We start from the raw sequence: 13293 nt of genomic DNA, 5'->3' as shown, positions 1-13293 counted from the left end.
ACCCCCTCAAGAAATTCCCGAACGAAATGCGAAACTCACGGGCTGGCGTGATATTCGTCGAATGTGGTGACCGGTTGAGTGCGCGCACCCCGCCTTATGAAATCATCGAGCTTGTCGGCGCTGAGCGGAGGGCTGATGCTATAGCCCTGCAGGCGGTCGCAGCCTTCTTCCCGGAGCCAGGCGGCCTGTTGCTGCGTTTCGACGCCTTCCGCGGTCACCCGCATGTCCAGACCGTGGGCGAGCCCGATCACGGAGCGCACAATGGCTTGGCTTTTGCCGTCCTGCAAAATATCCCTGATGAAGTAGCGATCGATCTTGATCGTATCGAAGGGAAAATTCTTGAGATAGCTGAGCGAGGAATATTCCGTGCCGAAGTCATCGAGGGAAATCTGGATGCCCAGCACGTTCAGCGTGTTCAGAGTGTCCAGATTGTTGGTCGTGCGTTCCAGAAGCACGCCTTCGGTGATTTCCAGCTCCAGGCGCTCGGCTGGAAATCCGACGATATCGAGCGTTTGGGAGATGCGATCGGTCAGGCCCGGCGTCAGGAATTCCGCCGGAGAAAGGTTGACTGCGAGCGTATAGTGCGCCGGCCATGCCAAGGCCTCGCGGCAGGCTTCTTCCAGCATCCACTGACCGATTTCGCGCATCAGGCCGTCGGCTTCGGCCATGGGAATGAAAGCGGCCGGCGGAATGATCCCGAGGGTCGGATGCCGCCAGCGCAGCAGCGCCTCGAAGCCGACTATATGGGACGAAGACTCCACCAGCGGCTGATATTCGATGAAGAACTCGTCACGTTGCAGTGCCACGCGCAGGCTTCGTCGCAGCAGCTCCCTTTGTTCGACCACGATCAGCATGGCCGGATCGAAAGTCCGCGCCCGCCTTCGTCCCTCTTTCTTGGCGGCATAAAGGGCGACATCGGCAGCCTTCATCAGCTGTTCGCCCTCGTTGCCGTCGCGCGGCGCAATTGCAATGCCGACGCTCACGCCGACGAACAGAGAGATGCCGTTGACCGTGAACGGCTTCTTGAATTCGCTCACCAGCGCGTCTGCCAATCGTTCCGCCTCGAAGGCACGCTGCGGTCCGACCTGGATGATGGCGAATTCGTCGCCGGCGAGACGGTAGACCGTTCCGCCCTCGCCGAGCGCTTCCTTGATTCGTTCGGCGGCGAGTTTCAGCACGATGTCGCCGGCACCGTGGCCGAGCGTGTCGTTGACGGGCTTGAAGTCATCGAGATCGAGCTGCATCAGCGCCGGCCCGATCTTGCCGCTCGCCGGAAGGAGCTGCGCGAGCGCGGCACTGAATTGGCGGCGATTGGGCAATCCGGTCAACGCGTCGTGTGTTGCCTGATGGATCAGCCGCGCTTTTTCACCATCGTCGGATGGCAGGTTTCCATTCGAAATTGCCTCATTGGTTTCGATGATCAGGAGGCCCACTCGAATGTAGGAGACGACAACGTTGCGTTTTCCTCGCCTCGGATCGTCGAGCGGGATCGTGCGAGCTTCACCTGTATCGATTACCTGACGAATGAGCTCGGCAAGCGCCGGTTTTGCAAGTGCCGGATAGGCCTCCCACAATGTCACCTTGTTCCGGGTGGGAAGGCCGATATGCTCTTTGAATCCCTTAGAGGAGTCGAGCAGTTTGAGATCGAGGTTCCAAAGCGAAATAACCGCCTCTAAACCGTTGTCGGATTCGGACTCATATGGAATTTGCTGCGACCGATCCACTCGGTTCTCAGGCATATGGCCTCGTCCTCCCCAAGCCGGTCAAACAAAATCCGGCCATTGTTCAGTTTCAACTGGTCCGTTCGCATCGGAGCGTGCGCATCAACAATCGCAGTCTCATCGATCGTGCGGGCGCAAGTCGTAACTTACCAGAACGTGACAGCCGCTTTAAGCGAATATATTACTAGACCTTCATATTTAGCAATGACTGCTAAAACATGTGCAGATTAAATCGACCGCGGCGATATTATCTGTTTCATTTTGAGTGCTAGAAGATTGCACTCCCAGATCGCACGATGCGTTTAGATTGCAGTGTTTCCATCGGGTGATTTCGATGGCTCCATGGTTGATTCGTGGAGTGTCCTCTTTTCCGATCGACGCCAGCGGTCGCAGTCCCGCCGCCTTCTACTGAAGTGTCCTGCTTTGCGGCTCCATCGCAAGGACCGGCAATTGCGCTTCGCGGCCCCCTTGAACGACAGGGTGGCTGCGAAGCCTTGCGGCCTTGCGAATAAGCAACTCCTCATTGATGATCGCTTGCATGCTCGCGGTGAATTTGCGGGGACTGAACTGTTCCGCATGCGCTTGCAGTGTTTCCGGGTGAAAGCGGTGCTGCATGGCCTCGAAATCGATCACGGCCTTGATCAGCGCATCGACGGACTGCTGGTCGAAGAGAATGCCAGTCACTCCCGGCGCGACCGTTTCCAGCGCCCCCCCACTTCCGTAAGCGATGACGGGTCGCCCGCTGGCCATCGCTTCCACCGGAACCATGCCAAAGTCCTCCTCGCCGGGAAAGACCAGCGCACGGCAGCGGGCAAGCTTTTCTCTCAATATTGGAAATGGGGTCCGGCCGAGAAAAGTGATCGAGGGACCGGCGATACGTTTGAGCCCCTCCGCTTCGCTGCCTTCGCCGATGATGACCAGTTGGCGATTCATCCGGGTAAAAGCCTTCACCGCCAGATCAATCCGCTTGTAGGGAACCAACTGGCCGGCGCAGAGATAAAAATCCTCTGTCGATGGCGCCGGCGTGAAGTCATCGACATTGACGGGTGGATAGACCACGGTCGCGGGCCGCCGATAATACTTGCCGATGCGGTCGCAGACATGATGCGAGTTGGCGACGAAGCGGTCGACGCGCATGCTCGTATTGACGTCCCAGGAGCGCAGCATCGGCGCCAGCATCGGCAACATGAGCCGGGATGCGAGGCCCGCATGGGATCGATAGAAGTGATAGTGATCCCAAAGATACCGCATGGGGGAATGGCAATAGCAGATATGCGTCGCCCGCGGCGACGGGATGATACCCTTGGCCGGGCCGGATTCGCTGGAAATGATCAGATCGTAGCCGGTGAGGTCGAAGCTCTCCAACGCGAAGGGCATCAGCGGCAAGAGCGATTGGTAGGTCTTGGCGGCACCCGGAATCCGCTGAAGGAAGGAGGTGAAAATCTTGTGCCTGCGAATCTTCTCGGAGACACGGCTTTCATCATAGACGAGAGTGAAGATATCGGCGTCCGGATACATGTCGCAGAGCGCCTCGACCACTTTTTCTCCGCCGCGCATCGATACCAGCCAATAATGCACGATCGCTACCCGCATTGCTCTTCCCTCCATGGGTCGAGACAACATTGGGCAGCCGGCAACTTTTGCGACAGGGCCTACATCGGTTCAGCGCGGCATACAAATGGCCGAAGCGAGTGACCAAAAGATTTAGCTGCCGGTATGTGCCTGCACACAAGGATATGCCCATCCGACCAAGAGACGGCAGCGTCGCCTACCTCCCTGCCAGAAATGATAAGCCCTGTTGCTTCGGTAGGGGATTTACACGTTATGCGTTCAGCTGCTGATCTCGCTCCATGGCGCCTTTTCCGTGTGATGGCGCAAGCGATCAAGAAAGCGAGATTTAGACTCATGTCCAGAGTGTGCGCTTCGGCTTACCATTCCATCTCCAGGCCATCTCGATTGATGGCGCCCTGGTTGATGGCGTTGCTTCTTTCCGGCGTGGGGATGCATGGCATGGCGAGTGCTGCGGCGGCCGACGCCTATCGTGTCGGACCTCAGGCGCGGATCAAGGTCGCCATCGTCGAATGGATCGCCGCAACCGGCGAATACAAGGAATGGACGGCGCTGAACGGCGAATATGTCGTGTCGCAATCGGGTTCGATCTCAATTCCGATGATCGGAGAAATGCGGGTCGGCGACAAGACCGTTGAGGACATCAGCGCCGATATCGGCGACAAGCTGAAGCAGATCACCGGTCTGGCGCTTGCACCGACCGCTTCGGTCGAGGTGGTCAAATATCCGATGATCTACGTGTCCGGCGCTGTCGAAAAGCCGAGCGAGCTGGAGTTCAGGCCCGGCCTGACGGTGAAGCAGGCGGTTGCCATGGCGGGTGGGCGTGAGCGTCGGTCCAGCCAGACCGGTGACTACTCGGAGGCGCAGCAGGTCAGCTATGCCGGCGAGATCAGCCGGATGGAGCTGCAGCTGAAACAGCTCGGCGCCCGGCGGGCCCGCCTGATGGCCGAACTCAACGATCAGCCGGCGATCACATTCCCGCCGGAGATCAAGGCCGCTCCCGAGGGATCGGCCATCTGGCAGATCATGACGAGCGAAGTAGACCTGTTCAATGCCAGGGCAGATGCTCTGCGTCAGCAACTCGCCGCCGCCGCGGATCTGGAAGTGCTGCTGCGCAACGAAATCAACATCCTTGATGAGAAGATGTCGTCGCAGGACGAGCAGGTGAAGATCGCGCAGGACGAGTTGAGCGACATTTCCAAGCTGGTCGACACGAAGATCCTGACCACCTCTCGGAAAACCTCGCTGGAGCGGATCGTCGCCGAGATGCAGGCAGGCAAGCTGGATCTTGTCGTTGCTTCGATGCAGGCAAAGCAGAAGCTGAGCGAGACCGAACGTGACGCGCTCAATCTCAAGGGCCAGCGCAAGACCGATGCCGGCCAACTGCTGCAGACTACCGAGACCGAAATCGAGGATACCAAACTAAAGCGAAACACGACGCTGCAACTTCTGCAGCTTTCGGGCGCTTCGCTTTCGAGGAGTCAGAGCATGAAGGCGCTCGATCTCCAGCCGATGGAATACTGGATCACCCGCAACGGCGACGAGGCCAATGCGATCAAGGCATCGGAAGCGACCGTGCTGCAGCCGGGGGACGTTCTGGATGTGCGCTACAATATTTCCGGAAGCCTGGACGGCACGGCGCTTTCGTCTGCCGATACCGGCCAATCTCAATAGTGATAAGCGAGCAATGTGGGGCGACAATCATGGCAATTCACGAGATCGGTAAGGGCTTGCGCAGCATTCCTTCGAGCGCCAAGGGGACAGGGGGCAGCGAATATATCTCCTTTCGTGACGTCTGGCGTTTCCTGCAGCGCCACTGGATGATCTTCGCACTGTTTACGGGGGCGGGCCTCGGCGTCGGCGGCTTCTACATGGCGACCACCCAGCCGGTCTATTTGGCGACCACGCGGCTCGTCATGGATCCAGACCAGGGACGCATCGTCTCGCAGGACGCCTTCACCGGAACGGTCATCATCGAGGCGGCGGAAATCGCGAGCCAGGTCGAGATCGTCAAATCCGAGGCGATCGCGCGCGCGGTCGTGCAGAAACTCAATCTCACGGAAGATCCGGAAATAGTCGGCGGCATGTCCTGGCAGGCGACGCTGCATGACAAGCTGCGCGCACTCTTCAGCTACTTCAAGCACGGCGATGATGGCAGCGCGAAAGTGGAAACCACGGAGGATGATCTCATGCGCCGCACCATGGCCTCCTTCCTCTCCAGGGTCGAGGTTACCCGCGTTGGCCAGTCCTACATTCTTGAGATCGGATATAGTTCGGTCGATCCGCAAAAGGCGGCTCTGGCGGCGAACGCGATTGCAGAGGCCTATATCAGCACCGGTCTGTCGGAGCGGGCATCGGCAGCGCAAAGTGGTGCCAAATGGCTGGAGACACGTTTGATCGAAGTCGGACGGCAAGCTCGCGAGGCGGCGATGAATGTCGAGGAGTTTCGCGCTAAAAACGGCATCATGGAGATCAGTACATCGTCCTCCCTCGATCAGCAGCAACTATCGGAGATCAGTAGTCAAGCAGTCGCGGCCAAGGCACAGACGGCGGCAGAATCAGCCAAGCTCGCGACACTCAACCAGCTGATGTCGGGTGGTAAAGTCGAAGGCGATGTCGATGAGACGATGAACAATCCGCGCATACAGAAGCTGCAGGAGGATCTCGGAGCTGCGACAATCAAATTGAACAACCTTACCGGCAGATATGATGCCGATAATCCCGCCATCATTGCCGCGCAGCAGGAAATCGATCGAATAAAGGGAGATATGCGCAAGGAGTTCGAGCGTATCCAGGCAGTCTACAAGGTAAATCTGGAAGTCGCCCAAACCCGCGAGAAGCTGCTCAGCGATGAATTGGCGTCGCTTAAGGACGCCGGAACGGACAAGAATCTGGCAAGGGTGGAGCTGTCGGAGATGGAAAGCCGCGCCACCACCTACCGACGGATGTATGAAAGCATCCTGCAGCAGCTGATTGGCGCGCTGCAAAAGGAATCGTTTCCGCTTGGCAATGTTCGTGTCGTGACCGCGGCCGCCGTGCCGCTGGCAAAGAGCTGGCCGAAGTCTTCCTTCGTCCTGCCCTTCACGGCCATGCTCGGCCTTGCGGCCAGTGTCATGGCGGCGCTCTTGCGGGACGGCCTGGATCGCCGCGTCAGCTCCAGTGAAAAGCTGCGGCGGGAATTGGGGATCAGCTCTCTCGGCCACGTGCCCGTCTACATGAGCCCGTCCTTCCTGCCGGGAAGAATGGCGGCCGCCAGCGCGGGCTGGCGACGAACGATGCTGCCGTTGAGATCCGTGCTCGATACGCCCTATTCGCAATTTTCGGAAGCCTTGCGTGGTGTCAAGCACTCGATCGATTCCGCATTTCCGCCGAACGCACCCATGGTGATCGGCATCACCTCGGTCGGCACCGGCGAAGGCAAGACCACGATCGCGACCAATCTCGCGCAGCTCTATCAGCACGAAGGTGCATCCGTTGTGCTCGTCGACGCCGACTTTCTCAATGCGAGACTGAGCTGCGTGGTTACCGAAGCCGGCACGGATTTCGGCATGGAGGCCTTGAGCATCAACGATGCGCCGCGCCGCTATGCCGTCGCCCATGAAGGCGGCCTGCTTGTCGCGAAGGCCGAGCATGAGCCCGAGGCGGAAGTCATGCAGGCCCATGGTGGCGTCCCGGTCGTCACCGTCGACGAGACCGAAAAATCCGTGACCGCTTTTCAGCGCTATGGGCATCTGCCCGCGCTGAAGGCTGAGATCGACTTGTTGCGCCGGCGATACAAGGTCGTCATCGTCGATATGTCTGCCTTCGAGGATTCTGCCGATACCCGCGTCATCTGCACCTATCTCGAGGGCATTGTCGTCGTCGTCGGTCAGACGAACAAGATGACGGTGGAGAGGCTGTCGGACGCGCTGGCAAGCTTTGGCACGACAACGATCAATATCCTCGGCATCATCGCCAACCGCAGCCATGAGAGGCGCCACCGCCAGGACAAGCGGCTTTGGCGCCGCCGTCAGGATCGTCGCCAGGTGCGCGCGTCGGCGCGACGACTTACGGGCAGCGTAACGGGCCGGCCCTTGAAGATCACGCTCGGTGTCGCAAGCTCCGGCCGCCGCGATATCCTGTCGTCCATCCTCCCCCATGTTGCCAGCCAAACACGGAAGCCGGACGAGATCGTCGTCTGCCTTTCCTCCCCGGAAGACATCGATCCGAGCTGCCTTAGAAATCTTGACATTCCGGTGCGGGTGCTTATCAGCGAGCGCGGGCTCTGCCGTCAGCGCAATCGCATTCTCGACAGCGTTCAGGACGCGGATATCGTCCTTTTCCTCGATGATGATTTTCTGATGACGCCTGCCTATATCGCAGAAACGGAACGACTGTTTCAGCTGCAGCCGGATGTCGCCATGTGCACCGGCACGGTCCTGGCCGACGGCATTACCGGACCGGGCATTTCCGTTCGTGACGGCTTACGATTGGTCGGCACGGAGCGCCGCCGCCGCTCCGAGCCCTCGATGCAAATCCGATCTGTTTACAATGCCTATGGCTGCAACATGGCGATCCGCATGGCCGTCGTCAAAGCCGCGGCCCTGCGTTTTGACGAGAACCTGCCCTTCTATGGCTGGCTCGAGGATGTCGATTTCAGCAGACTCGTGGCCCATTACGGCCAGGTCGTGAGCGTCAAGCAACTCGAAGGCGTTCATCTCGGCACGAAAGGTGGCCGACCGGGCGGTGTTCGTCTCGGCTATTCGCAAATAGCCAACCCGCTCTATCTCATGCGCAAGCGCACGATGAGCGTGCCGCAGGCAACAATGCAGATCGGCCGCAATCTCGCGGCTAACCTCGTCAAGGTCTGGCGACCGGAGCCGTGGGTCGACCGCAAGGGCCGCCTCAAGGGCAATGTCATCGCGCTTCGCGATCTCCTCAAGGGCAGGTTGGCGCCCCAAAACATCGAAGCGCTGGAATAATCCGGTGGCACGCTCATCCGACCTCGATCGTGTCGTCATCATCAACGACCGCTCCGCCAGGATAGGCGGAGCATCGAATCTGGCGATGCTCTCGGCCACTTTGCTGCAGGAAGCCGGGGTAGCCGTGACCTACTTCGCCGGCGATGGCGCCGGCTCCGAACAGCCAGCGGCCGACACCATCAATCTGGCCGCACAGCCGCTAACGCAGCAGCCGCGTCTCAGCGCACTTGCCAGCGGTCTTTATAGCCATCGGGCCTATGAAGGCTTGAGCGCTCTCATGTCGCGCGTCGATACCAAGGGCACTATTTATCATGTCCACGGCTGGTCGAAGATCCTATCGCCGTCGATTTTCCGCGCCCTATGGCCGGTTCGGGACCGAGTCGTCCTGCACGCTCATGACTATTTCCTCTCGTGCCCGAACGGAGGATTTGCCAATTACCGGAGAAGCCAGGTCTGCCCTCTGACGCCGATGTCGCTCGGCTGTCTGGCGACAAACTGCGACAAGCGCGGCTATCACGAGAAGATCTGGAGATCGGCCCGCCATATGGTGAGGGAGCATTATTACCCCATCCAGCAATTTGCCGCCAATATCATCGTCGTACATCAACGTATGCGCGAATACTTCGCCCGCGGCCAGATCAACATGGGCAATATCGAGGCAATTCGCAATCCGGTCGAACCCTTCCTCGGTCATCCTACGGAGCCATGGAAGAAGCGCGATTTCTTCTTTGTTGGTCGGCTGGAGCCGGAAAAGGGATTTGAAGATGCCGCGATCGCGGCGCGGCTTGCCGGTGGAAAGCTGCAGATCATAGGCGACGGCGCCGGCCGCGGTCGGCTGGAGCGGGACTTTCCCGAAGTCGTCATTCACGGCTGGAAATCCAAGAGTGAGATGCGGAACATCCTTTGCGACGCGCGCGCCCTCGTCATTTCCTCCCGGGTGCCGGAACCTTTCGGATTGGCGGCGCTCGAGGCCGTGACGAGCGGCATACCGGTGATCTTGCCGGATACCGCGCTTCTCGGCGACGAACTCGCGATGCTCGGATGCGGACTGACCTTTCAGGGCGGCAAGGTGGAAACGCTGGCAAGCGGAATGCGCCGGCTTGCCAGCGATGACATACTTCTTCGACGGATGAGCGTGAATTGCCTCCGCCGATCAGGCGAGCTGGCGCACACACCTGTCTCATGGCGCGACGCATTGCTTACCCTGTACGATCGTGTTCTCGACCGCGCAAACGCTGCCAGAACGAACTTGCGGTCGACCTTGGACGACGACTTTTCAGCCGCCCATCGACTGATCGACGAAGCGGGCTGAGGCTTGTGGGTAGCTCTGTGCCCAGCGTCCTACGCCAATGGGACTAACCCAATGTCCGCAGGGTCAATTGTCAAGGATTGGGGCAGCTGGCAGCCTTTGAAGGAAGCATGATGGTGGTGAGGGGTCCGGAAGATGTTATCGACTTTTGACAGCATTGCCCATCGCGAGCGATCTCGCCGCGAGGCGAAGCGGGCGGAACGAAGGGGACGCGCCAAGCGTATTGTCGACCTTGTTCTTTCTGGGCTCGGGCTGTTGTTTCTGGCGCCGGCGCTGCTTGTCATCGCGATTGCATTGCTTCTGGTCGACGGCCGGCCCGTCATCTATCGCCATACGCGCGTCGGCCGCGATGGACGCCCGTTCGACTGCCTGAAATTCCGCACGATGCGCAAGGATGCCGATCGGCAGCTGGCGGAGCTGCTGGCACGTGACGAAATGCGAAAGCAGGAGTGGCTATCGACACAGAAGCTGGCGAACGACCCTCGCGTGCACTGGCTCGGGAAATACCTGCGCATGAGCAGCGCCGACGAGCTACCACAACTGGTGAACGTTCAGCGCGGTGAGATGAGCCTGGTCGGACCTCGACCTGTCGTTGCCGCGGAGCTCGATCGCTATGGAGCCAATCTCTATTGTTATCTGGGGCTGCGGCCGGGGATCACGGGCCTCTGGCAGGTCAACCGCCATGCCGATACCACTTACGAGGAGCGTATCCAGTTCGATCTGGATTACTTCCATAGCCGTTCCTTGCGCACCGATTTTGCAATTCTCGTAAAAACGGTTGGCGTCGTGCTGCTCGCACGCAACGAAAAAGAACGTCTCACCAAATGAAAAAAGCGGCTACGGCAATCCAGACGACAAGGCAGAAAATCACCAGAATCCAACGAAGCAAAAGTTTCTGGCGCAATCCACCCGGCTGTTCCGGGGCGATGCGATCATGGTTTTCGTCTTTCATAAGCGGCTCTGCGTGGTGTTTCATGACGATTACCGGCAAGCCCCTCTTCTATTGCCGAGAATTTCCATCGGACCCTGACGTTCAGGGTAATAATTTCTCTGATGCAAAATCGAATAATTCCGGCGCACCCCGCTTGCAGGCAGCGCTTCATTGCACGGAATCATGTCCTGAATGGGAACACTATAGACTTTATCTGGTGCAAGGCTGGAAACAACTGTGGATTATCATGTTACACTTCAACGGGATTTCTCAACCGGGCGATGCGAAGGCCGCCTATGCTCGTATTTACTTGTCGCGACGGTGCGCTGATGGATAACTTTCCGCTTCGCCCCAAGCGTGCCGTCTGGACGAGCATACGTTACTGGCTACGCGCCCGCATGCCCGCGATCGTCGGCGACGGAGCCTCGACGCTTGTTTCGAAAGTCATATCTCAGGTCGTCCAGCTTCTCATATTTCTCGTCGCCGCCCGTGTGCTGGAATCGGCTGAATTCGGTCTTTACGCGTTCAGTTCGGCTATTGTCGTCATGCTTGTCGTGATCTCAGAAGGCGGATGGGGCGAGTTCGTCATGAAGGCCGAGTGTACGGATCGCGAGCTCGACCAGATCGGCACGCTTTCGATCGTTGCCGGGGTGCTCGTGACCATCGTCGGGCTGCTTGCTTCCGCCATTGCCTGGCTTCTTTTTGGCAGGCCGCATGAAGCGCTTCTCCTCGTTCTTTTCAGCTGCTGGTTTTTGCCATCGTCCCTTTACGCGGTTTACGATGGGTTGTTGGTCGCACGTGGCCTGCTGCGCAAGCAGGCCACCATCCGGATAGCAAGCGAAGTTGCCGGGCTTAGCGCTACGATGCTTGGGCTGTGGCTCGGCTGGAATGTGTTTTCGCTCGCGGCCGGTCGGCTCGTTTCGCAGCTCGTTTGTCTTGCCGGCTCGGTGGCCGTGCTTGGCTGGCGTCCCAAGCTGCATCTCACCTGGCCCTTCGCGCTCGAGATTCTCGAATTTTCCAGCCATATCCTGTCGAACCGGCTGATCCTCTTTCTGCGATCCTATTCCGGAACGCTCGCGATCGGCAGCTTTCTGGGCCTCGCGGAGGCAGGTTATTATCGTGTCGCAGAACGTATCGTCGCGGCATTTTCCGAACTCATCGGCGAACCCGCGCGAATGCTGGCCTGGACCTTGTTTCGTCGCGCCGCGATCGTGATCGGGGTGGACGGAAGGCAGATTCGCGACGCCGGACCTTCCGCAACGATCTTCATGACGGTTCTCATGGCAATTTCGACGCCGATCTATCTCGGCCTTTCGCTCATATCGGCCGATTTGGTCGACATCGTCCTCGGCGAAAAATGGGCGCCAGCGGCGATTCTGGTCGCGATCCTGTCGATAAAACAGATCCTGTTGATGCCGGGCTGCGTCACGGAAGCCCTGCTATCTCTGTCGGGCAATATCAGACGCATGCCTCCCACCCTGCTGTTGAATGCGGTGGTCTCCGTCTCCCTGATCCTGCTTCTGGCGCCTTTCGGCGTGGCCGCTGCCGCCTGGGGACAGTGTCTGGCGTCGTTGATCTCCTTTTTAACATCGATGCACCTGCAAAAGAACTATGGCGGCCTTCGGTGGGGGCGTGTGCTGCGCAAGAGCGGTTATCTTGCCATTGCCGTCGTATTGATGGCGTCAGCGGTTTACGGGCTCGGCTATTTCGCCGGATCGCTCAGCATGCAGCGCGTATTGACTGTACTGCTGCAGGTGGTCTCGGGCGGTGCAATCTATGTCTGCACGCTTCTGGCTTTGGAGAAGATGAGCAGAGGCACGGTTTCGATTCTCTCCGGCAGGCGGTGACCGGCGACGACAGGATGGATTGAGATAGGGGGATGCAGGATGACGGCTTCGTTGCAATCCAATGCGTCATGGTCGGCACATGCGCGCTCGGCCTTGAAGAGCGCCGCACAGGCGGCCGCTCAAGGGCTTTCGCCACTGCGCCTTGCCAGAGGACGGCTGAATTATCTCTTGCCCTTTCCACGGCGGTTTACCGGCGCCTATGACACCTATGACGCCGCCATGGCCGCCGCCCGCAGGCAGACCATGGCCGGCTACGATCACGATGAGATCGCGACCGTCGCCTTCGTCAAAATGTGTGAGGTGGCCCCCTGGGATTATCCGGTGCTGTTCTGGGTCCGCAATTTGCTGCACGAGATCGATGGCCTCGTCGACGCTGGTGGGCACATGGGCACGAAATATCGCGCCTTCCGTCCCCTGCTGCCGCTTGACGACGCTTTTCGCTGGGTCGTCTACGATCTGCCGGCCATCGTCCGCGCCGGGCAGAGCCTTGCCGAGAAGGAAGGCCTGACGAGCCTGTCCTTTGTCGATCGGATTGGAGATGCCGGCGAGATGCCTTTGTTGCTTGGATCGGGGCTGATGCAATATCTCGATATGCCGCTGTCCGGACTGCTATCGCAAATGCCCTCCCGGCCGCAGCACCTGATCCTCAACAAGGTTGCGCTCCGCAAGGGCGGCACGGTCGTCACGCTGGAACGCATCGGCAGGTCCTATGTCCCCTATCACATGCGCAACGAGGCGGACTTCATCGACGATATCGCAAGGCTCGGCTACAAGCAGGTCGACCGCTGGTCCATTCCCTCCCTGTCCCACGCCATAGACACGCACCCGGAACTCGGCCGTAGCGAGAGCGCCGGTTTCTATTTTCGGCTGGGCTAGGATAATTCCGGGAAAAGTACATAGCGGTTTTCCGTCGGGAATCGCGCAAAAAGGCCGGAGCATTTCGCGATTCGAGCGG

Annotated in this window: 9 protein-coding genes; 6 read left to right on the top strand and 3 right to left on the bottom strand. The window is 59.2% G+C overall.

Annotated features, from left to right (window positions below; all coding sequences use genetic code 11):
* Positions 1-35: 35 nt before the first annotated feature.
* Together FBZ97_RS18310 and FBZ97_RS18305 are read right to left on the bottom strand one after the other, a co-directional pair.
* Positions 36-1739, bottom strand: coding sequence for a GGDEF domain-containing phosphodiesterase (locus FBZ97_RS18310; protein ID WP_145321331.1), 1704 nt, complete (start codon positions 1737-1739; stop codon positions 36-38).
* A gap of 387 nt (positions 1740-2126) precedes the next feature.
* Complete coding sequence (locus FBZ97_RS18305; RefSeq protein WP_145321333.1) at positions 2127-3314, bottom strand: glycosyltransferase; 1188 nt, start codon at positions 3312-3314, stop codon at positions 2127-2129.
* A 381-nt stretch (positions 3315-3695) separates the two neighbouring features.
* Here FBZ97_RS18305 and FBZ97_RS18300 point away from each other — a divergent pair, with 381 nt between their 5' ends.
* From FBZ97_RS18300 to FBZ97_RS18285, 4 genes are all read left to right on the top strand, one after another.
* A complete protein-coding gene (locus tag FBZ97_RS18300; protein WP_233788494.1) occupies positions 3696-4964 on the top strand; it encodes a polysaccharide biosynthesis/export family protein in 1269 nt (422 codons plus the stop codon).
* 29 nt (positions 4965-4993) lie between these two features.
* Positions 4994-8251 carry a GNVR domain-containing protein gene (locus FBZ97_RS18295; protein ID WP_246661799.1) on the top strand — a complete coding sequence of 1086 codons (3258 nt, stop codon included), beginning with the start codon at positions 4994-4996 and terminating at the stop codon, positions 8249-8251.
* A gap of 4 nt (positions 8252-8255) precedes the next feature.
* Positions 8256-9563: a glycosyltransferase family 4 protein gene (locus tag FBZ97_RS18290; RefSeq protein ID WP_145321335.1), complete on the top strand. Its 1308-nt coding sequence runs from the start codon at positions 8256-8258 to the stop codon at positions 9561-9563.
* Positions 9564-9695: 132 nt separating this feature from the next.
* Entirely contained in the window at positions 9696-10388 is a 693-nt protein-coding gene (locus FBZ97_RS18285) for a sugar transferase (protein ID WP_145321337.1), read from the top strand.
* Here the strand turns inward: FBZ97_RS18285 and FBZ97_RS34615 are convergent.
* Positions 10378-10551, bottom strand: a complete 174-nt coding sequence (locus FBZ97_RS34615) for a hypothetical protein (protein ID WP_210249242.1) — start codon at positions 10549-10551, stop codon at positions 10378-10380. The two genes, FBZ97_RS18285 and FBZ97_RS34615, sit on opposite strands and share 11 nt — an antisense overlap.
* 236 nt (positions 10552-10787) lie before the next feature.
* On the opposite strand from FBZ97_RS34615, the gene FBZ97_RS18280 reads away from it, so the two are divergent.
* Positions 10788-12338: an oligosaccharide flippase family protein gene (locus tag FBZ97_RS18280; RefSeq protein WP_246661798.1), complete on the top strand. Its 1551-nt coding sequence runs from the start codon at positions 10788-10790 to the stop codon at positions 12336-12338.
* Between the two features lie 39 nt (positions 12339-12377).
* On the top strand, positions 12378-13214 hold the full coding sequence (locus FBZ97_RS18275) for a methyltransferase, TIGR04325 family (protein WP_113353325.1): 837 nt from the start codon (positions 12378-12380) through the stop codon (positions 13212-13214).
* The last annotated feature ends 79 nt before the right edge of the window (positions 13215-13293 follow it).

The sequence above is a fragment of the Rhizobium sp. ERR 942 genome, from assembly GCF_007828395.1.
GTDB classification, from domain to species: Bacteria; Pseudomonadota; Alphaproteobacteria; order Rhizobiales; family Rhizobiaceae; genus Rhizobium; species Rhizobium dioscoreae.
The sequence above is the reverse complement of the archived record's forward strand: the minus strand, read 5'-3'. Positions and strand labels throughout refer to the sequence as shown.

What these genes read in the sequence shown, in the direction of transcription:
- FBZ97_RS18285 (WP_145321337.1), top strand. Translation starts at nt 9,696, where the DNA reads ATGTTATCGACTTTTGACAGCATTGCCCATCGCGAGCGATCTCGCCGC.
- FBZ97_RS18280 (WP_246661798.1), top strand. Translation starts at nt 10,788, where the DNA reads ATGCTCGTATTTACTTGTCGCGACGGTGCGCTGATGGATAACTTTCCG.
- FBZ97_RS18300 (WP_233788494.1), top strand. Translation starts at nt 3,696, where the DNA reads ATGGCGTTGCTTCTTTCCGGCGTGGGGATGCATGGCATGGCGAGTGCT.
- FBZ97_RS18305 (WP_145321333.1), bottom strand. Translation starts at nt 3,314, where the DNA reads ATGCGGGTAGCGATCGTGCATTATTGGCTGGTATCGATGCGCGGCGGA.
- FBZ97_RS18275 (WP_113353325.1), top strand. Translation starts at nt 12,378, where the DNA reads ATGACGGCTTCGTTGCAATCCAATGCGTCATGGTCGGCACATGCGCGC.
- FBZ97_RS18295 (WP_246661799.1), top strand. Translation starts at nt 4,994, where the DNA reads ATGGCAATTCACGAGATCGGTAAGGGCTTGCGCAGCATTCCTTCGAGC.
- FBZ97_RS18310 (WP_145321331.1), bottom strand. Translation starts at nt 1,739, where the DNA reads ATGCCTGAGAACCGAGTGGATCGGTCGCAGCAAATTCCATATGAGTCC.